General features: G+C 63.0%; 18 protein-coding genes and 1 riboswitch. Of the genes, 7 read left to right on the forward strand and 11 right to left on the reverse strand.

What is annotated here, in order from left to right; genetic code table 11:
- Positions 1-57: 57 nt before the first annotated feature.
- From mmsA to araD1, 3 genes are all read left to right on the forward strand, one after another.
- A complete protein-coding gene (gene mmsA / locus FJ953_RS16390) occupies positions 58-1,590 on the forward strand; it encodes a multiple monosaccharide ABC transporter ATP-binding protein (RefSeq protein ID WP_140496613.1) in 1,533 nt (510 codons plus the stop codon).
- The gene (gene mmsB, locus FJ953_RS16395) at positions 1,587-2,879 is read left to right on the forward strand and encodes a multiple monosaccharide ABC transporter permease (RefSeq protein WP_140496616.1); all 1,293 of its coding nucleotides are present in this window, start codon (positions 1,587-1,589) and stop codon (positions 2,877-2,879) included. Before mmsA ends, mmsB begins: the two co-directional genes overlap by 4 nt.
- A gap of 199 nt (positions 2,880-3,078) precedes the next feature.
- Entirely contained in the window at positions 3,079-4,071 is a 993-nt protein-coding gene (gene araD1 / locus FJ953_RS16400) for an AraD1 family protein (protein WP_140550479.1), read from the forward strand.
- A gap of 48 nt (positions 4,072-4,119) precedes the next feature.
- Here the strand turns inward: araD1 and FJ953_RS16405 are convergent, their stop codons facing one another.
- A complete protein-coding gene (locus FJ953_RS16405; RefSeq protein ID WP_348640461.1) occupies positions 4,120-4,851 on the reverse strand; it encodes an ABC transporter substrate-binding protein in 732 nt (243 codons plus the stop codon).
- A 140-nt stretch (positions 4,852-4,991) separates the two neighbouring features.
- Positions 4,992-6,086, reverse strand: coding sequence for a 2'-deoxycytidine 5'-triphosphate deaminase (locus tag FJ953_RS16410; protein ID WP_140496624.1), 1,095 nt, complete (start codon positions 6,084-6,086; stop codon positions 4,992-4,994).
- A gap of 77 nt (positions 6,087-6,163) precedes the next feature.
- Positions 6,164-6,241: riboswitch (SAM riboswitch) on the forward strand.
- 57 nt (positions 6,242-6,298) lie between these two features.
- Here FJ953_RS16410 and FJ953_RS16415 point away from each other — a divergent pair.
- The gene (locus FJ953_RS16415; protein WP_140513257.1) at positions 6,299-7,486 is read left to right on the forward strand and encodes an O-succinylhomoserine sulfhydrylase; all 1,188 of its coding nucleotides are present in this window, start codon (positions 6,299-6,301) and stop codon (positions 7,484-7,486) included.
- 21 nt (positions 7,487-7,507) lie between these two features.
- On the opposite strand, the gene FJ953_RS16420 is transcribed toward FJ953_RS16415, so the two are convergent.
- The 3 genes from FJ953_RS16420 to FJ953_RS16430 form a co-directional block, all read right to left on the reverse strand.
- The gene (locus FJ953_RS16420; RefSeq protein WP_140496628.1) at positions 7,508-7,834 is read right to left on the reverse strand and encodes a BrnA antitoxin family protein; all 327 of its coding nucleotides are present in this window, start codon (positions 7,832-7,834) and stop codon (positions 7,508-7,510) included.
- On the reverse strand, positions 7,818-8,087 hold the full coding sequence (locus FJ953_RS16425; RefSeq protein WP_140624803.1) for a BrnT family toxin: 270 nt from the start codon (positions 8,085-8,087) through the stop codon (positions 7,818-7,820). Before FJ953_RS16425 ends, FJ953_RS16420 begins: the two co-directional genes overlap by 17 nt.
- 107 nt (positions 8,088-8,194) lie before the next feature.
- A complete protein-coding gene (locus FJ953_RS16430; RefSeq protein ID WP_140560867.1) occupies positions 8,195-9,346 on the reverse strand; it encodes a ceramide glucosyltransferase in 1,152 nt (383 codons plus the stop codon).
- A 231-nt stretch (positions 9,347-9,577) separates the two neighbouring features.
- On the opposite strand from FJ953_RS16430, the gene apaG reads away from it, so the two are divergent.
- Positions 9,578-9,970: a Co2+/Mg2+ efflux protein ApaG gene (gene apaG, locus FJ953_RS16435; RefSeq protein WP_140496634.1), complete on the forward strand. Its 393-nt coding sequence runs from the start codon at positions 9,578-9,580 to the stop codon at positions 9,968-9,970.
- 138 nt (positions 9,971-10,108) lie between these two features.
- Here apaG and FJ953_RS16440 read toward each other — a convergent pair whose 3' ends face one another.
- The 3 genes from FJ953_RS16440 to FJ953_RS16450 form a co-directional block, all read right to left on the reverse strand.
- Positions 10,109-11,140: an Hsp33 family molecular chaperone gene (locus tag FJ953_RS16440; RefSeq protein WP_140513251.1), complete on the reverse strand. Its 1,032-nt coding sequence runs from the start codon at positions 11,138-11,140 to the stop codon at positions 10,109-10,111.
- A gap of 123 nt (positions 11,141-11,263) precedes the next feature.
- Positions 11,264-12,175: an ornithine carbamoyltransferase gene (gene argF, locus FJ953_RS16445; RefSeq protein WP_140550033.1), complete on the reverse strand. Its 912-nt coding sequence runs from the start codon at positions 12,173-12,175 to the stop codon at positions 11,264-11,266.
- Between the two features lie 15 nt (positions 12,176-12,190).
- Positions 12,191-13,390: an aspartate aminotransferase family protein gene (locus FJ953_RS16450; RefSeq protein ID WP_140523959.1), complete on the reverse strand. Its 1,200-nt coding sequence runs from the start codon at positions 13,388-13,390 to the stop codon at positions 12,191-12,193.
- 355 nt (positions 13,391-13,745) lie between these two features.
- On the opposite strand from FJ953_RS16450, the gene FJ953_RS16455 reads away from it, so the two are divergent.
- Positions 13,746-14,264, forward strand: coding sequence for a GcrA family cell cycle regulator (locus FJ953_RS16455; protein WP_140496642.1), 519 nt, complete (start codon positions 13,746-13,748; stop codon positions 14,262-14,264).
- 105 nt (positions 14,265-14,369) lie between these two features.
- Here the strand turns inward: FJ953_RS16455 and FJ953_RS16460 are convergent, their stop codons facing one another.
- From FJ953_RS16460 to FJ953_RS16470, 3 genes are all read right to left on the reverse strand, one after another.
- Entirely contained in the window at positions 14,370-15,377 is a 1,008-nt protein-coding gene (locus FJ953_RS16460) for a magnesium and cobalt transport protein CorA (protein ID WP_140624804.1), read from the reverse strand.
- A gap of 96 nt (positions 15,378-15,473) precedes the next feature.
- Entirely contained in the window at positions 15,474-16,199 is a 726-nt protein-coding gene (gene phoU, locus FJ953_RS16465) for a phosphate signaling complex protein PhoU (RefSeq protein ID WP_140496645.1), read from the reverse strand.
- Between the two features lie 112 nt (positions 16,200-16,311).
- A complete protein-coding gene (locus tag FJ953_RS16470) occupies positions 16,312-17,577 on the reverse strand; it encodes an ATP-binding protein (RefSeq protein WP_140523956.1) in 1,266 nt (421 codons plus the stop codon).
- A gap of 194 nt (positions 17,578-17,771) precedes the next feature.
- On the opposite strand from FJ953_RS16470, the gene ppk2 reads away from it, so the two are divergent.
- On the forward strand, positions 17,772-18,680 hold the full coding sequence (ppk2, locus tag FJ953_RS16475; RefSeq protein WP_140496649.1) for a polyphosphate kinase 2: 909 nt from the start codon (positions 17,772-17,774) through the stop codon (positions 18,678-18,680).
- The last annotated feature ends 31 nt before the right edge of the window (positions 18,681-18,711 follow it).

An 18,711-nucleotide genomic window follows, 5' to 3' on the forward strand; every position in this document is an offset into this window, starting at 1 on the left:
CTTTTCGTTCACCAGCGACCCCGGTATTGTTGCGGGTCTCGCAGGAGCACTTTACCCATGGCCTCGACGATTTTGGAGATGCAGGACATCACCAAGACGTTTCCCGGCGTCAAGGCGCTGTCGAACGTCAACCTTCGGGTCGAGGAAGGCGAGATCCACGCCGTGGTCGGCGAGAACGGCGCCGGCAAATCGACGCTCATGAAGGTGCTGTCGGGCGTCTATCCCTCCGGCACCTATGACGGCCAGATCATCTTTCAGGGCCAGGAATGCCAGTTCAAAGGCATTCATGACAGCGAACGCAAGGGCATCGTCATCATCCACCAGGAGCTTGCGCTGGTGCCGATGCTGTCGATCGCCGAAAACATCTTCCTCGGCAACGAACACGCCCGATACGGCGTCATCGACTGGAATGCCAACGAGGCGCGCACCAGCGCGCTGCTGAAGAAGGTGGGCCTCAAGGAGGACCCCAAGACGCTGATCACCAATATCGGTGTCGGCAAGCAGCAGCTGGTCGAGATCGCCAAGGCGCTGAGCAAGGAGGTCAAGCTCCTGATCCTCGACGAGCCGACGGCGTCGCTTAGCGAAAAGGACAGCCAGGCGCTGCTCGACCTTCTGCTCGAATTCAAGCGGCAAGGCATGACCTCGATCCTGATCTCGCACAAGCTCAACGAGGTGAACCGGGTCGCCGACAAGGTGACCGTCATCCGCGACGGGCGAACCATCGAGACGCTGTCCAGGAAGGACATCTCGGAAGACCGCATCATCACCTCGATGGTCGGCCGTTCGCTCGACGATCGCTATCCGCCGCGCGAGCCCGATATCGGCGAGGTCGTGTTCGAGGTGAAGAACTGGTCGGTCTATCACCCGCTCCATGCCGAGCGGCAGGTGATCAAGGGCATCGACATCAATGTGCGCAAGGGCGAGGTGGTCGGCATTGCCGGGCTGATGGGCGCCGGGCGAACCGAATTCGCCATGAGCCTGTTCGGCCGCTCCTATGGGCGCCGCATCACCGGCGAGGTGCTGCTCAAGGGCAAGCCGATCGACGTCTCCTCTGTGAGCAGGGCGGTCGAACACGGCATTGCCTATGTGACCGAGGATCGCAAGACCTACGGCCTCAATCTCATCGACCATATCAAGCACAACATTACGCTGGCCAATCTCGGCGGCGTGTCGCGCCACAGCGTGATCGACGATTTGCGCGAGCTTGCCGTCGCCAACGACTATCGCAAGCAGACCAACATCCGCGCCTCCAGCGTCTATCAGATGACCGGCAATCTTTCCGGCGGCAACCAGCAGAAGGTGGTGCTGTCGAAATGGCTGTTCGCCGACCCGGAAGTGCTGATCCTGGACGAGCCGACGCGCGGCATCGATGTCGGCGCCAAATATGAAATCTATACGATCATCGCGCGCCTTGCGGCCGAAGGTAAGGCGATCGTGGTCATCTCGTCGGAAATGCCAGAACTGCTCGGCATCACCGACCGCATCTATGTCATGAACGAAGGCCGCATCGTCGGCGAAATGCCCGCGGCGGACGCAAGCCAAGAAAGAATAATGCGCGCCATCGTTCGGGGAGAAGGAAAAGCAGCATGAGCACGGAAAGCGCCCCCGCCCCGCAAAGCAACGTCGCCGAAGATGTAGGGCAGCGTCCACGCATCGCCGTATCGGCGCTGGCGACGAACCTGCGCGAATACGGCCTGATCCTGGCGCTGATCGCCATCATGGTGTTCTTCCAGTTCACCACCTCGGGAACGCTGTTCAAGCCGGTGAACCTGAGCAATCTGGTGCAGCAGAACTCCTTCATCATCGTGATGGCGCTCGGCATGCTGCTGGTCATCGTATCGGGCCATATCGACCTCAGCGTGGGGTCCGTGGCCGGCTTCATCGGTGCGCTGGCGGCGATGATGATGGTGATCTGGCCTCTCGGCATATTCAGCAACCCGCTGGTGGTTTCCATCGTCTGCCTGATCGTTGGCGGCCTGATCGGCGCGGCGCAAGGCTACTGGATCGCCTACCATCGAATACCGAGCTTCATCGTGACGCTGGCCGGCATGCTGATCTTCCGCGGCATATGCCAGGCGCTGCTCGGCGGCGGATCTTCGGTCGGACCGCTGCCGCCCGAGTTCAAGGCGCTCAGCTCCGGCTTCATTCCAGATGTCATCGGACCGCTGACGCTGATCCCGCCAACGGTGAATGCAGCCGGCAAGACGATTATGGGCAGCGGTCTGACGCTGCACATGACGACGATCGTGCTGGGCCTGATCGCCGTGCTGGCCTATGCCTATTTCGGGCTACGGACGCGACGCAAACGCGAACGCCACGGCTATGAGGCCGAGCCCTTTACCCTGTTCGTCATCAAGACGCTGGTCGGCAGCGCGCTGGCGCTGTTCCTGGTCTACCAGTTCGCCAGCTATCGGGGCCTGCCGGTGGTGCTGCTCGTCATGGGCCTGCTGATCTCGCTGTTCGTCTTCGTCACCAAGCGCATGACGATCGGCCGCCGCATCTATGCGATGGGCGGCAACGCCAAGGCCGCGCAGCTGTCGGGCATCAAGACCGAGCGGCTGACGCTTTACGTGTTCGTCAATATGGGCGTGCTGTCGGCGCTTGGCGGCCTGATCATCGCGGCGCGCCTTGGCCAGGCCGTGCCGGCGGCAGGCCTCGGCAGCGAGCTCGACGTCATCGCCGCGGTGTTCATCGGCGGCGCCTCGGCGATGGGCGGCGTCGGTCAGGTCATCGGCGCGGTGGTCGGCGGCTTCATCATGGGCGTGATGAACAACGGCATGTCGATCATGGGCGTCAATGTCGACTGGCAGCAAGTGGTCAAGGGCCTGGTGCTGCTCGGCGCCGTGATCTTCGACGTCTACAACAAGAACAAGGCCTGAACAGGTTTCAGGCGAGGCAAGCAGGAGGCATACGGTCGCGGCGCTGCCGGCAATTCGCCGGCTTGAAGAAGCCCTTCAGGGACCGGGCTCGCGAGCGCAATCCGGACGACGAGTTCAACCCGTGGCACGGCCAGTCCGAGCCGCGCAGGTCAGGGTTTGCCAGAAGGCAGCCATGCCAAGATATGAGAGAGGACTGATCATGCTGATCTCGCAGATTCTCGACGACGCCGAGACCATCCGTGTCGTTGCACGCACGGGCGGCAAGACCCGGATCATCAACGGCGCGCGCAGCGTCTATTCGCTGGCGATGGAAGCCGCTCGTACCGGCGTGGGCCTTGCCGCGCTGATCGAACGCAAGGGACTTGGCGAGACCGTCGATCTCGACGCCGCCTACAAGAAGGGGCGGCTGCTGTCGCCGATCAATCATCCCGATCCGGCGCATCTGCATCTGACCGGCACGGGGCTCACGCATCTCGGCTCGGCGGCAACGCGCGATTCCATGCACAAGAAGCTCAGCACCGACGGCGAAGAGCAGCTCACCGATTCCATGAAGATGTTCCGCATGGGGCTGGAAGGCGGCAAACCCGCGAAAGGCCAGATCGGGGTGCAGCCGGAATGGTTCTACAAGGGCAATGGCACGATGGCCGTGGCGCCGGGTGCCGCGCTCCTGTCACCTGCCTTCGCCAAGGATGCCGGCGAGGAGCCCGAGGTTGCCGGCATCTATGTCATCGGCGACGACGGCGCGCCGTTCCGGGTCGGCTTCACTCTGTCCAACGAATTTTCCGACCATGTGACCGAACGCGTGAACTACCTCTTCCTCGCCCATTCCAAGCTGCGCAACGCCTCCTTCGGACCTGAGATCCTGGTCGGCGACCTGCCCGCCGACATCAGGGGCTCCTCACGCATCTGGCGCGACAGCAAGTTGATGTGGGAAAAGCCGTTCCTGTCGGGCGAAGCGAACATGTCGCACACCATCGCCAATCTCGAACACCACCATTTCAAATATTCGGCTTTTCGCCAGCCGGGCGACGTGCATGTGCACATGTTCGGCACCGCGACCCTGTCCTTCGCCGACGGCATCAAGACCGAAGCCGGCGACGTGTTCGAGATCGAGGCCGGCGATTTCGGCCTGCCGCTGCGCAACCCGCTCGAAATCGAAAAGCCGGTGAAGGTGGCGGTGAAGGCGCTGTGAGATGAGCGTGATCTCCTCCCTGGTGGGAGGAGATCGGCAGCTTCCATCTCAATAAATATCGAAGTCGAAATACTTGTCCTGGATCTTCTTGTAGGTGCCGTCGGCGACGATGGCGTCAATGGCTGCGTTGAGCTTGTCGCGCAGCGCCGTATCCTCGAGGCGCACGGCAATGCCGGCTTCGGTCTCGGTGCCCTTGACGTCGCCGACCATCTTGCAGCAACCGTCGCTCGCCTTCTTCATCCAGTCCATCAGCACGAACTTGTCGGAAAGGACGGCGTCGAGGCGGCCGTTCTGGAGATCGGTGATTGCCTCTTCCTGGGTCGGATAGAGCTTCGCTTCGGCGCCGGCCTTGCCATAGACGTCCTGGGCGTAATTGGCCTGCGTGGTCGCCGCCTGGGCGCCGACCGTCTTGCCGGTGAGTGCCGCCGGTTCGGTCGAGGCGATGTCGCTGTCCTTCAGGGCGACGAGCGACAGCGGCGTCGTATAATATTTGTGGGTGAACGCAACCTGCTTCTTGCGCTCCTCGGTGATGCTCATCGAAGCGATGATGGCGTCGAACTTCTTGGCCTGCAGAGCCGGTATGATGCCGTCCCAGTCCTGGGTGACGATCTCGCATTCGACCTTCATCTGCGCGCACAAGGCGTTGGCGATGTCGATGTCGAAGCCCTCGACCTTGCCGTCGGGCGTGATGGTGTTGAACGGCGGATAGGCGCCCTCGGTGCCGATCTTGATTTTCTCCGCCGCATGCACCGACAGGACGCCGGCACCAAGCGTCAGCATGGCGGCGGCCGCCGTCGATACGATCCATTTCGAAATCTGCATTTTCATTCCCCTTGAGCGCCGCCACGTCGGCGGCCGGCGAGGTAGCCAAGCATGGCGAGCCGGCGCAGGCAAGTATCTTGCCTGACGGTGATGAGCGTTCAGGGCGCGGCGCGAAAGTGCTTGGACAGCTTGAGGCCCTGCGCCTGGTAGTTCGAGCCGAGCTCGGTGCCGTAAAGCGCCTGCGGCCGCTTCAGCATATGCTCGTAGACCAGCCGGCCGACGATCTGGCCATGATCGAGGATGAACGGCACCTCATGGCTGCGCACTTCGAGCACGGCGCGGCTGCCGGTGCCGCCGGCCGCCGAGTGGCCGAAGCCCGGATCGAAGAAGCCGGCATAGTGGACACGGAACTCGCCCACCAGTGGATCGAAGGGCGTCATTTCGGCCGCGTAGAGCGGCGGCACATGCACCGCTTCCTGGCTGACGAGGATGTAGAACTCGTCCGGATCGAGCACCAGCTCGCCGGCGCCGCTCTTGTGGATCGGCTCCCAGAAGTCGACGATCTCCTGCGCCGCGCGTTTGTCGACATCGACGAGGCCGGTATGGTGTTTGCCGCGATAGCCGACCAGCCCGTCACTGTCGCCGTTGAGATCGATCGACAATGCGATGCCGCCGCCGGAGATGTTCGGCGGTTCGGTGGCGACCAGCATTTCGGCCCGGTGCAATTGATGCAACTCTGCTTCCGAGAGCAGCGCATTGCCGGTGCGGAAGCGTATCTGCGAAAGGCGCGAGCCGGCGCGCACGACGATCGGGAAGGTGCGTGGGCTGACTTCGAGATAGAGCGGACCATGATAGCCGGCGGCGATCTTGTCGAACTCGTGGCCGCGATCGGTCATCACGCGGGTGAAGATATCGAGCCGCCCGGTCGAGCTCTTGGGATTGGCGGACGCCGAAATTTCCGCCGGCAACGCCAGGCTTTCGAGCAGGGGCACGATGTAGACGCAGCCAGTTTCCAAAACGGCGCCGTCGGCCAGGCTGATCTCGTGCAGCTTCAGCCGGTCGAGTTTTTCACTGACCTTGTGGTTGGGACCCGGCAGGAAGGACGCGCGCACCCGCCACGCCTTGTCGCCGAGCCTCAGATCAAGGCTGGCCGGCTGGATCTGGTCGGCGTCGAGCGCACGCGACGACTTCAGCGCGCCGGACTGGAACAGCGCCGCAATGTCCTGATCGGGAAGAATTCCTGTCTGCCGCAAAGTCTGGCTCCGCTCTGCTGGTACAAGTCTCTTAATGAAGCCGGCAATTGACGCAAGCGTGGCGCGGGTCTAAAGGGTCGTTATCCCGTGGTGATTTGGCCGGTCGGCTTGCAGCCACGTTAAACAAGTCGCTAAAGGACCGTCGGGCCGCAAGGCCGCATGGACCGGTTGCGACTTTTTCGCGGCCGGTTTTTTTGTGTTTGGATAGGACGATGACGAGCAAGACGCGCAACTGGAAGCCTCAGACCGCACTCGTGCATGGCGGAACCCTGCGTTCCGGCTTCGGCGAGACTTCCGAGGCGATATACCTGACCCAAGGCTATGTCTATGAGACGGCCCAAGCCGCCGAAGCCCGCTTCAAGGGCGAGGAACCGGGCTTCATCTATTCGCGCTACGCCAATCCGACCGTCGACATGTTCGAGAAGCGCATGTGCGCGCTCGAAGGCGCCGAGGACGCGCGCGCCACCGCGTCCGGCATGGCGGCGGTGACGGCAGCCCTCCTGTGCAGCGTCAAGGCCGGCGATCATATCGTTGCGGCGCGCGCCCTGTTCGGCTCCTGCCGCTGGGTGGTCGAGACGCTGGCGCCGCGCTACGGCATCGAGGCGACGCTGGTCGACGGCACCGACATCGCCAATTGGGAAAAGGCGGTTCGGCCCAACACCAAGCTGTTTTTCCTGGAAAGCCCGACCAACCCGACGCTTGAGGTGGTGGACATCGCCGCCGTCGCTTCGCTTGCCAATTCGATCGGCGCGCGGCTAGTCGTGGACAATGTCTTCGCCACGCCGCTGCAGCAGAAGCCGTTGCAGCTCGGCGCGCATATCGTGGTCTATTCGGCGACCAAGCACATCGATGGCCAGGGCCGATGTCTCGGCGGCGTCATTCTGTCGGACAAGAAGTGGATCGACGAGAACCTGCACGATTATTTCCGCCATACCGGCCCCAGCCTGTCGCCGTTCAATGCCTGGACGCTGCTGAAGGGCCTGGAAACGCTGCCGCTGCGCGTGCGCCAGCAGACGGAGAGCGCCGGCAAGATCGCCGATTTTCTGGCCGAGCAGCCGGAGATCGCCCGCGTGATCTATCCCGGGCGCGCCGACCATCCGCAGGCTGACGTCGTGAAGAAGCAGATGTCGGGCGGCTCCACCCTGATCTGCTTTGACGTCAAGGGCGGCAAGCAGGGTGCCTTCGCCTTGCAGAACGCGCTCGACATCGTCCTGATCTCGAACAATCTCGGTGACGCCAAAAGCCTGATCACCCATCCGGCGACGACGACGCACAAGAACCTCAGCGACGAAGCGCGCGCCGAGCTCGGCATCGGACCCGGCACGCTCAGGCTGTCGGTCGGGTTGGAAGATACCGACGATTTGCTGGACGACATCGCGCAGGCGTTGAAGGCCCGATGAGGACTGGTGGCAGACCGAGGATTACAGGCCTGCCGCTTTGCGCAATGCTTCGTTCATGCGCGTCTGCCAGCCATCACCACCGGCCCTGAAACGGTCGACAACATCGGCGTCGAGGCGCAACTGTACCGCACGTTTGGGTCGCGCAAGCGGCGGTCGGCCAACTTTGCGGCGCGAAGCGGCATCGGTCGGCTGCGCATCCGGATCGGCCTCGGCGGCGGCAGTGATCGCAGCATCTTCCTCGTCGGTCCTCGCGCCAAGCGCCTTTCTGGCGAGCCCCAAGGCATCAGCGCGCGACTGCTTTGGGGGAGTAGCCTCGCGGCGCACGATCGTCTTAGAGGTTTTCGACATAGTCCGTAATCTCCTGTCTCGTTGCCTTGCGTAGCGAAATTACGCGGATCGCATGGCTTCGCTCGACATAGACCATCACATAAACGCCAGCCTCGATCAGACCGATGGCAACAAGACGATCCTCGCCTAAATCCTCGCTGTCATCGAGCCGGATAACTGCATTGGCGAAATCGAAGGACGGAGCGATCGCGAAATCCACGCCATGCTTGGCCCTGTTTGTCTTTGCCTTGTTTTCATCCCACTCGAACAGCATCGCCGTCGGGGCGCTCCATAGGTTATTGTATACACAAAAATAGAGCCTAGTTCAACAATTTTTGTATATACGATAACCTTCCTCGACATCAAGCTGAACCGCCGACATCAAGCGCGGGAGGGCGTCTCTTCGAGCTCGGCCGCCTGGGTGCCGATGGTCATGGCGTTGCCGCGCCAGTCGACGGCCCCGCCCAGCCAACCGCGCATCCAGATCGCGGGCAAAATCAGGTCGCGTGCGATCATCGCGGTGACGATGCGCGGCGACAGATACCAGCCCTTTGCCGAGGCGAGCATGCATTCCGGCAGGTAGGCGAGCGCCAGCACGCAAAGCGCTGTCATGGGCAGGCTGACGCCGGCGCTGGCCGCGGCGATCAATGCCAGCACGAGCGGAGCCGCCACGCCGGTCAGGATCTCGGGTGCGAAGAACAGCGGAAAGGTGACGCGGCGCAGGCGCGCCCAGCGGGCCTGGCGCGACCAGATCTCGCCCGGCATGCGCTGCCCGAGCGGCTGCTCGAAGGGCGAAGCGACGAGATTGACGCGCAGGCCGAGCCTGTTGACCAGTTTGGTCGACGCGGCATCCTCCGCGATCTCGGCGGCGAGCGCACGGATGCCGCCATTGGCGTCGAGCATCTGCTTGTTCCACAACATGCTCTTGCCCTGGGCAAAGCCGAGGCCAAGCGCCTCGCCGGCATATTGCCAGCGCGCCTGCAGCGTGTTGAGGAAAGCGCATTCGACTTCTGCCCAGAAGCCGTCGGGCCGCGAACCGATCGGCGTCGAGCAAACCAGGCCGGTGTCCCGCCGCCATGCCGCCATCAGGTGCTGGACGTAGTCTTTCGGCATCAGCACGTTGGAATCGGCGAGAATGACCCAGTCATGGCGCGCTGCCTCCCAGCCCTTGACGCAGTTGTTCAGTTTCGGGTTGGCGCTGACGCGGTCGTCGCCGGTGAGCAGGCGGGCCGGCACGGCTGGAAAGCGGGCAATCGCGGCGCGGATCGGCTTGACCGCGGGGTCGTCGGCATGGGCGACACAGAAGATCAGTTCGTAGCGCGGCCAGTCGAGCGAGAAAGCGCGCTCAAGCGTCTCATGGGTAAACGGCTCGACGCCGCGCGCCGGGATGACGATCGAGACAGGCAGCGGCTTGCCGGCCGGCGGCGCGATGGCGGCGCGCCGTTTCAGGCGCGAGCAGGCGAGCAGGATGCTGGCGAGATTTGAGGCGATGAGAGCGATCGAAAGCGAGCCGGTTATGAGAGCGAGTTCCATCGATATCCGGTCACTCCAGAAAACCCGGCCCGCTTGGCGGCCGTTTTCGACAGTTCGACAGAGCGCCCGAGTCGCCCGGCATTGCTGGTGCACACCATCATTGTCATGTGTCACTCAAATGACATTGTTTGTCGGCACCTGCCCTTCAGGGACAGCAACTCGGACGCGCACGGTTGATCGAACCGCAAAGAGCGCCGAATGTTCCACACCGGATTTGTTTTGGAGCCGCTCATGTACCGCGCCGTCACGCGCAACATCGAAGTGCAGGTCAGGCCGTTCTATCTCGAGGACCGCTCGGATCCTTCGGAAAACCGCTATGTCTGGGGCTACCAGATAACGATCGACAACCAGTCCGACGAATTCGTGCAGCTGTTGTCGCGCTATTGGCACATAACCGACGGCGCCGGCCGGGTCGAGGAAGTGCGAGGTGCCGGCGTGGTCGGCGATCAGCCCGAACTCAATCCCGGCGACAGCTATCAATACACGTCGGGCTGTCCGCTCTCGACCCCGTCGGGGATCATGGTCGGTCACTACACCATGCGCAACGAGCGGGGCGAGACATTCGACATCGCCATCCCCGCCTTCTCACTCGACCTGCCGGGGACAAGGCGGACGGTGAATTAGACGAGGCGAAATCGGCGACAGCGTCGTTCTCTCCCCGTCACTATACGGCGAGAAATGTCCGGCAGGAATGAGGGGCAGCGCCGCCCCTCATCCGCTCTTGGGCCCCTTATCCCCGTAGAACGGGGAGAAACAAGACCCCTACTGAGTCGTAAATTCCGCCGGGTCGAAGTCATATTGCGTCGAACAGAACTCGCAAGCGACGTGGATGCCGCCGTCCTCGGTGCTGTCCTTGATCTCCTGCGCGGAGAAGCCCTCGAGGATGCCGCGGATCTTGTCGCGGGAGCATGAGCACTGATCGGCGACGGGAACGCCGCCGAAGACGCGCACGCCATGCTCGTGGAACAGACGATAGAGCAGCCGCTCTGCGCCGATGGTCGGATCGATCAGTTCGGTCGGCTCGATGGTGCCGAGCAGCGCCAGCAATTCCTGCCAGGAATTGTCTGTGGGATCGTGGATCTCCTCGCGCGGATCGCCATCCCCGCCGGGCAGGTCAGGAACGCGCATGCGCTCGGAGGCCTGCGGCAGGAACTGCGCCAGGATGCCGCCTGCCCGCCACTGCTCGCGCGCGCCGCCGGGGCCGGGCGTCAAAAGCTTGGCGACGGAAAGCCGGAGATCGGTCGGGATCTGCTCCGACTGGCGGAAATAGGTGCGCGCGGCCTCTTCCAGGGTCTCGCCGTCGAGCTGGACGATGCCTTGGTAGCGCTGCGTGTGAGCACCTTGGTCGATGGTCAGCGCCAGCACACCGTTGCCGAGCAGCGTTTGCTGCGAGGTCTCGCCGGCCGCAATCAGCGCCTCCAGCCGGTCGGCATCGAAGCGCGCATAGGCGCGCAGCGCCGAGGGCGTGGAAAAATCCGCGACCAGCATGTCGACAGGGCCGTCGGTGCGGGTCTGCAGGATGAACTTGCCCTCGAACTTGAGCGAGGTGCCTAGCAGCACCGTCAGCACACAGGCTTCCGCCAGCAACCGGGCGACCGGCTCGGGATAATCATGGCGGCCAAGGATCGCGTCGAGCATCGGTCCAAGCTGCACGGTGCGGCCGCGCACATCGAGCGGGCCGACCTCGAAGGGCACGACGTGATCATCGCCGGCGTAACCGAATTCGCCGAGTTTGGGGTGATGTTCAGCCACTTGATGGGTTTCCAGCATGACAAAGCTCCAGGGCGCGGCCATGCCGCCCTTTGGGGAGCATGCGTCTAAACGCGCTTGATTTGCGTGATGCCGCGCAGATAGGCATCGCGCCTCCGGAGATCAAGTTCCCCGGCACGTCAAGCGCCAAGACACTTCAAGTCCACTTCAGGCCCCAAGACACCAGGCAAGCACGGCCTTCTGGGCGTGGAGCCGGTTCTCGGCCTCGTCGAAGACCACCGAATGTGGACCGTCGATGACCTCGTCGGTCACTTCCTCGCCGCGATGCGCCGGTAGGCAGTGCATGAACAGCGCGTCGGGCTTTGCCTTGGCCATCAGCTTGGCGTTGACCTGGTAGGGCGAAAACACATTGTGGCCGCGGGCACGGTGCTCCTGGCCCATCGACACCCAGCAGTCGGTGACGACGCAGTCGGCCTGGTCGACGGCTTCCTCTGGCGAGCGGGTAAAGGAGAGCTTGCCGCCATGCGCCTTTGACCAGTCGACATGCTTCTGCGCCGGCTCGCTGCCTTCGGGCACCGCGACGTTGAGGTTGAAGCGGAACCGCGCCGAGGCTTCCAGCAGCGAATGCAGCACGTTGTTGCCGTCGCCGGTCCAGGCGATGGTCTTGCCGGCGACCGGACCGCGATGCTCCTCGAAGGTCATGATGTCGGCCATCAGCTGGCAAGGATGGGTATCGTCGGTGAGCCCGTTGATCACCGGGATGGTCGCATTCTCGGTCAGCTCCAGCAGCCGCTCATGCGAGGTGGTGCGGATCATGATGGCGTCGACATAGCGCGACAGAACCTTGGCTGTGTCGGCGATGGTCTCGGAGCGGCCGAGCTGCATCTCGGTGCCGGTCAGCATGATGGTCTCGCCGCCAAGCTGACGCATGCCGACATCGAAGGAGACACGCGTGCGCGTCGACGGCTTGTCGAAGATCATCGCCAGCACCTTGCCTTCGAGCGGTTTCGAGCGCTCGCCCGCCTTGAGGCGCGCCTTGCGCTCCACTGCGTCGGTCAGCATGGAGCGCAGGTCGCCTTCGGAAACGGCGGAGAGGTCGGTGAAATGACGAAGTGACATCAGGAGCTTTCGAATTTACTTCGCGGCTTCAGCGGCGATGGCCTCGGACAGGGCCTTGGCGCCGGCGCGAATGCGCTCCAGCGCTTCATGGATCTCGCTGTCCGTGACGGTGAGCGGCGGCAGCAGGCGAATGACGTTGTCGCCGGCCGGAACCGCGAGCAGATGCTGGTCGCGCAGCGCCATGTTCACCTTGCCGTTGGGCATGGCGCATTTGAGGCCCAGCATCAGCCCCGTGCCCCTGATGTCCTCGATGACCTCGGGGAATTCGTCGGCCACCCCTGCCAGCCCTTGCTTCAACAACAGCGCCTTGCGCTGCACATCCGCCAGGAAGCCCTCCTCCAGCACCACGTCGAGCACGGCATTGCCGACCGCCATGGCCAGCGGGTTGCCGCCGAACGTAGTGCCGTGGACGCCCGCGGTCATGCCGACAGCCGCCTCGTCGGTGGCAAGGCAGGCGCCCATCGGGAAGCCACCGCCAATGCCTTTGGCGATGGCCATAATGTCTGGAGCGACCCCCGACCATTCATGCGCGAACAGCTTGCCGGTGCGGCCGATGCCGCACTGGACCTCATCGTAGATCAACAGCAGGCCGTGCTGGTCGCAGAGCTGCCGCAGCCGCTTCAGCGATTGTGTCGGCACCGGGCGGATACCGCCCTCGCCCTGCACCGGTTCGATCAGGATCGCCGCGGTCTCCGGCGTGATCGCCTTTTCGGCGGCGTCGATATCGTCGAAGCCGACCTGGTCGAAACCCTCGACCTTCGGGCCGAAACCTTCGAGATATTTGTACTGGCCGCCGGCCGCGATGGTCGCCAGCGTGCGGCCATGGAAGGCGCCTTCGAAAGTGATGACGCGGAAGCGCTCGGGATGCCCCTTGACGAAATGGTAGCGCCGCGCCGTCTTTATCGCGCATTCCAGCGCCTCGGCGCCAGAATTGGTGAAGAACACCTTGTCTGCGAAGGTGGCGTCGGCCAGCCGCTCGCCGAGCCGGCTCTGCCCCGGGATCTCGTAGAGATTGGAGACGTGCCAGAGTTTGGCAGCCTGCTCGGTGAGCGCCGCGACCAGATGCGGATGGCCGTGGCCCAGCGAATTGACGGCTATGCCGCCGGCAAAGTCGAGATATCGCTCGCCCTTGTCGGTAACCAGCCAAGTGCCTTCCCCGTGATCGAAGGCCAGGGGTGCGCGAGCAAAGGTCTCGAAAAGCGCCGAACCGCTCATTATATGCGTCTCCGGAACCGGAAAATCAAAAAAGCCGCCAAAGCGGCGGCCTTTGCGGCTTATCGGGTTTTTCAGCCATGAAGTCAACGAAAACGTCGCGTAGTGGCGCGCGGCAAGCCTCCCGACGGGACGCCGGCTCATAAGTGAGCTGGCAAGTTGGGGAAAACCGAAAAAACCGATTCGTGTTGCACTTCGGACTCTTGTCACCGAGTCAGCGCATAAGGTAGTTGTAGTCGGGAAATAACTAGATTTCGTGCGGCGGACCTAATCACCAGATATATGTGGTGTCTGCCCCAGCAGTGGTGCTGGGCCGGGAATGGATTCCGATTGCCGTACGCTTAGCAGGAGCGCGGTCATGAATTGGACTGACGAGCGGGTCGAACTCTTGAGAAAACTGTGGTCGGAGGGTCTGAGCGCAAGCCAGATTGCTGCCCAGCTTGGAGGGGTCAGCCGCAATGCCGTCATCGGCAAGGTGCACCGGCTGAAATTGTCGGGCCGCGGGCGCGCCACGGCAGCGCCGGCACGCCAGAAGAAGACGGCGCAAGGGTCGGGCGCGCAGAAATCGGTGTCGCGCCCCGCGAGTGCGACCCGCCACGTCACGACATCGATCGGAGCAACGGCGCTGCAAGCGCAGTTCGATGCCGAGCCGGTGGCCCGCCACTATATCCGGCCGGTCGAGAATGTGGTGGTGCCGATCTCGCGGCATCTCCAGCTCACCGAACTCACCGAGCGCACCTGCAAATGGCCGAACGGCGATCCGCTGTCGGAGGACTTCAATTTCTGCGGCAACGAAGCCGCCGAAACCGGCCCCTATTGTAAATACCATGCCCGCGTGGCGTTCCAGCCGGCAGCGGAGCGGAGGCGGAATAGATAAGGGGACTAAGGCAGTAGGGCAGTCTGTTTTGAATTTGCGCTCCCGAGCGTGCTCTTAACCTACTGCCCTACTGCCCTACTGCCCTACTGCCCTACTGCCCTACTCTCACAGCCATCCATTCTTGCGAAACCGCCAGTAGAGGAAGCTGCAGATCAGCGCGATCGCCAGCAGCACCATCGGGTAGCCGTATTCCATCTTCAGTTCCGGCATGTCGCTGAAATTCATGCCGTATATTCCCGCGAAGGCTGTCGGCACAGCCAGGATTGCCGCCCATGAGGCGAGCTTTTTGGAGATCGCCGTTTCCTGGCTCTGGCCCACCAGCAGGCTCGCCTCGAAAGCAAAGGCCAGCACTTCGCGCAAGCTGTCGATCTTTTCCTGGACGGTGCGGATATGGTCGGTCACGTCACGAAACAGCGGGTGCATGGCTGAATGGATCTGCGGCAGGTCGGCGCTGGTCAGCCGGCGGCAGACCTCCACCAGCGGCAGTGCGGCATTGCGCAGCCGCAACAGATCGCGACGCAGCATATAAAGGCGTTCGATATCGGGGCCGGTCATCGGCTTCAGCAGGACCCGGTCCTCGATCGCCTCGACCTCATCCTCGATCTGCTCGAGCACCGGCATGTAGTTGTCGACGATGAAATCGAGAATGGCATAGAGGACGAAATCCTCGCCCTTGGCCAGTGAATGCGGGCAGCTTTCCCAGTGCTGGCGCACCACAGCATAGGATGTCGAAGGGCCGTGTCTGACGCTGACGATGTAGCCGCTGCCCACGAACAGATGCGTCTCGCCGAAGGTGACGCGGCCCTCGATCAGCTGCGCGGTGCGGGCGACGATGAACAGCGCATCGCCATATTGCTCGATCTTCGGCCGCTGGTGCGGATGCTCGGCATCATCGATTGCGAGCTCATGCAGATGAAATTGCGCCTGCACGCGCAGCAGAAGCTCGCGGTCGGGTTCAAGCAGCCCGATCCACACGACGTGTCCCGCTTTCCTGGCCCATGTGCCGGCTTCCTCGATCGGGATGTCGGCGATGCGGCGCCCGGCTGTGTAGACGCTGGAGGCGATGACGGCCGATGTCGGCGGCGCGGGCTTGAAGTCCCGGACATATTCCATCGCAGCCTCCCGAAGCACTGCCTTTGCTGGGAACCAGCAGGCTTGCCTCAGGGATAGTCTAGCGCAATACGACCAAGCGTTCGAGAGAAAGTGCGTTCACTTGATCGGCTGCGTTGCGGAAAGGCCGATCTTGTCCGTCTTGTCGCCCTTCGGCCGGTCGGCAGGCATCTGGTCGCCGGTGACGATATAGTAGATCGTCTCGGCAATGTTGGTGGCATGGTCACCGATGCGTTCGATGTTCTTGGCGCAGAACAGCAGATGCGTGCAGGGCGTGATGTTGCGCGGATCTTCCATCATGTAGGTCAGCAATTCGCGAAACAGCGACGTGTACATGGCGTCGATCTGGTCGTCGCGGTCACGTACGAAGCCGATCCTTTCGACCGAGCGCGAGGCGTAGACGTCGAGCACTTCCTTGAGTTGGGTCAACGCCAGGTCGGCCAGGGCTTCGAGGCCGCGGAACAGGCTGGTCGGCTGGCGCCCGTCGGCAACCGCCACCACACGCTTGGCGACATTCTTGCCGAGATCGCCGACCCGCTCGAGATCGGCCGAGATGCGGATCGCGCCGACGATCTCGCGCAAGTCCGTCGCCATCGGCTGGCGCCGGGCGATGATGATGATTGCCCTGTCGTCGATTTCGCGCTGGCCTTCGTCGAGGACGGCGTCGTCGCGGATCACCTTCTGGGCAAGGCCGGGATCGGCATTGACCAGGGCGGAGATCGCCTGTTCGACCATGCGTTCGGCATGTCCGCCCATGGCGGCGATGCGCTTCGACAGATCTTTCAGCTCCTCGTCATAGGCGCTGACTATGTGCACGGACTGCATGACCGGATGCCTTCCCACGGATGATCTGATTTTGAGTCGTTTCCTCGAATCCCCGCTGATACGCTAACCGGATGACAGAAAAAAGAAATGGCAGCTTGGAAACTAGGGCGGCTCAGGCCGCCGGCAAATGGACCGAGAAGGCGGCGCCCTTGCCGACTTCGGACTTGATCGAAAGCCTGGCGTTGTGGCGCGTCAGGATATGCTTGACGATCGACAGGCCAAGGCCTGTGCCCTTCTGGGTTCGACTGCTCTCGACGTCGACGCGATAGAAGCGCTCCGTGATGCGCGGAATGTGCTCCTCGGGAATGCCGGGGCCAAAATCCCTGATCGTCACGTCGATGCCCGCTTCGCCCTCGGCGTCGCCGCGCTCGATCGACACCACCACGCGGCCGCCCGACTGCCCATATTTGCAGGCGTTTTCCAGAAGGTTCTCGAAGACCTGGAACAGTTCGTCGCGGTCGCCCGGCACGTCGAGAGGGCCGTCGGCGAAATCCCGCTCGATGACGACGCCGTTTTCCCGCGCCAGCGGGGCCAGCGAATCGATGACGCTGTCGACGGTCTGGCGCAGGTCGACCTCGGTCCCCGGCCGCAGATAGGGCTTCATCTCCAGCCGCGACAGCGACAAAAGGTCATCGATCAGGCGTGCCATGCGGCCGGTCTGGTTCTGCATGATCTGCAGGAACTGCTCGCGCGCCGCCGGGTCATTGCGGGCCGGTCCGCGCAGCGTTTCGATGAAACCCGATATCGAGGCGAGCGGCGTGCGCAATTCGTGGCTGGCATTGGCGATGAAATCCGCGCGCATGCGGTCGATGCGGCGCGCTTCGCTCTGGTCCTTGAACACCATCACGTAGAGATCGGTGCCGTGACCGACCGAGGAGGCGCTGACCCGGTAAGTCCGCTCGACCGGCAGCCTCTCGGTGTAGTCGATGACATCCGACGCGACCTCGCCCGACAGCACACCGTCCAGAAGAGCCTGCATTTCCGGCGCCCGGAATTTCAGTGACAGCGATACGCCAGGCGCGATGCCGCCAAAGGCGGCGAAGGCGGCGGCGTTGGCATGAACGATGGCCGCGGCATGGTCGAAGATGATCAAGGGGTCGGCGACGGCCGCCGCCAGATATTCGCCGGACAGGCGTTGCAGGCCGATGGCCTCGATCGCCGCGCCGCTTTCGCCGGGCTGGCGCGTGGCTCCAGCCGGTATCATCGCCGCCACCAGCAGCAAAGCCAGCGCCGGCAGCAGCACATAGGCGGAAATGCCCGCAAAGGCATAAACCGCCATGACCGCGACAAGACCGGCGACCAGCAACCATCGGCTGTTCCACAGCCGCGCGGCAAGCGCTTGCGCCATACCCTTCTCGTCTGCGCCCTGGTCCGCCATTCGCGCCTGCGCCCCGCTCCCGGTCCGGCAATTTCGCTGGACCGGCCTGGCGCATGACGCCGAAAAATCAGAATCGATTTTCGGAAAGGATCATGCGCAAAATCCAAAAGTGCAGCGCCCCTTGCGTCTGAAGCGGCGCGCGGCACTGCAATGGCTCAATAGCACGAGTCCGTAAGCTGGAAAGGTTCGTCTCGATGAAAAAAGCCAAGGAAAACACCGCCGCGCCGACCCCGGGGCCGCTGAAGCTCAGGATCAACGGCAAGGAGCGGGAGTTCGACATCGAGAATCCAGCACTGCCGGACTGGATCGAGGAGCGCAAGCTGACCGCGGGCGGCTATCCCTACGACAAGAAGATGAAAAGCGACGAATATGACGAGACGCTCGAGGCATTGCAGATCGAGCTGGTCAAGGCGCAGGCGTGGCTGCAGTCGACAGGCAGGCGGATGATGGCGCTGTTCGAGGGCCGCGACGCGGCCGGCAAGGGCGGCACGATTTTCGTCCTGCGCCAGTACCTCAATCCGCGCACGGCACGCAACGTGGCGCTGACCAAGCCGACGCCGACCGAGCTGGGGCAATGGTACTACCAGCGTTATGCGGACCACTTCCCGACCGCGGGCGAATTCGTCACGTTCGACCGTTCCTGGTACAACCGCGCCGGCGTCGAACCGGTGATGGGCTTCTGCACGCCAGAACAGCACGAGAAGTTTCTCGACGAGACACCGCACTTCGAAAGGATGATCGTCAATGACGGCATCCACTTCTTTAAATTCTGGCTGAACATCGGCCGGGAAACGCAGCTCGAGCGATTTCACGATCGCCGCCACAGTCCGCTGAAGAGCTGGAAGTTTTCGCCGATCGACATTGCCGGCATTACCAAGTGGGACGATTACACCAGGGCGCGCGATACCATGTTCGAGCGCACCCACAAGGAATTCGCTCCCTGGATCATCGTGCGTGCCAACGACAAGCGCCGCGCGCGGCTGGCGGTGATGCGGCGCATCCTCCTGTCGCTGCCTTATGACGGCCGCGACCTCGACATCATAGGCAAGGAAGACAAGAAAATCATCGGCGAAGGGCCGTCATTCCTGGCAAAACAGGACTGACGGTGCCTGCGCCACGCGGCACTGGACCGCG

Source organism: Mesorhizobium sp. B2-3-6, from assembly GCF_006442305.1.
Lineage (GTDB): Bacteria > Pseudomonadota > Alphaproteobacteria > Rhizobiales > Rhizobiaceae > Mesorhizobium.

Excerpts from the sequence above, each read along its gene's own strand:
- mmsA (WP_140496613.1), top strand. The coding sequence starts at position 58 with ATGGCCTCGACGATTTTGGAGATGCAGGACATCACCAAGACGTTTCCC.
- mmsB (WP_140496616.1), top strand. The coding sequence starts at position 1,587 with ATGAGCACGGAAAGCGCCCCCGCCCCGCAAAGCAACGTCGCCGAAGAT.
- araD1 (WP_140550479.1), top strand. The coding sequence starts at position 3,079 with ATGCTGATCTCGCAGATTCTCGACGACGCCGAGACCATCCGTGTCGTT.
- FJ953_RS16405 (WP_348640461.1), bottom strand. The coding sequence starts at position 4,851 with ATGCTGACGCTTGGTGCCGGCGTCCTGTCGGTGCATGCGGCGGAGAAA.
- FJ953_RS16415 (WP_140513257.1), top strand. The coding sequence starts at position 6,299 with ATGACGAGCAAGACGCGCAACTGGAAGCCTCAGACCGCACTCGTGCAT.
- FJ953_RS16420 (WP_140496628.1), bottom strand. The coding sequence starts at position 7,834 with ATGTCGAAAACCTCTAAGACGATCGTGCGCCGCGAGGCTACTCCCCCA.
- FJ953_RS16425 (WP_140624803.1), bottom strand. The coding sequence starts at position 8,087 with ATGCTGTTCGAGTGGGATGAAAACAAGGCAAAGACAAACAGGGCCAAG.
- FJ953_RS16430 (WP_140560867.1), bottom strand. The coding sequence starts at position 9,346 with ATGGAACTCGCTCTCATAACCGGCTCGCTTTCGATCGCTCTCATCGCC.
- apaG (WP_140496634.1), top strand. The coding sequence starts at position 9,578 with ATGTACCGCGCCGTCACGCGCAACATCGAAGTGCAGGTCAGGCCGTTC.
- FJ953_RS16440 (WP_140513251.1), bottom strand. The coding sequence starts at position 11,140 with ATGGCCGCGCCCTGGAGCTTTGTCATGCTGGAAACCCATCAAGTGGCT.
- argF (WP_140550033.1), bottom strand. The coding sequence starts at position 12,175 with ATGTCACTTCGTCATTTCACCGACCTCTCCGCCGTTTCCGAAGGCGAC.
- FJ953_RS16450 (WP_140523959.1), bottom strand. The coding sequence starts at position 13,390 with ATGAGCGGTTCGGCGCTTTTCGAGACCTTTGCTCGCGCACCCCTGGCC.
- FJ953_RS16455 (WP_140496642.1), top strand. The coding sequence starts at position 13,746 with ATGAATTGGACTGACGAGCGGGTCGAACTCTTGAGAAAACTGTGGTCG.
- FJ953_RS16460 (WP_140624804.1), bottom strand. The coding sequence starts at position 15,377 with ATGGAATATGTCCGGGACTTCAAGCCCGCGCCGCCGACATCGGCCGTC.
- phoU (WP_140496645.1), bottom strand. The coding sequence starts at position 16,199 with ATGCAGTCCGTGCACATAGTCAGCGCCTATGACGAGGAGCTGAAAGAT.
- FJ953_RS16470 (WP_140523956.1), bottom strand. The coding sequence starts at position 17,577 with ATGGCGGACCAGGGCGCAGACGAGAAGGGTATGGCGCAAGCGCTTGCC.
- ppk2 (WP_140496649.1), top strand. The coding sequence starts at position 17,772 with ATGAAAAAAGCCAAGGAAAACACCGCCGCGCCGACCCCGGGGCCGCTG.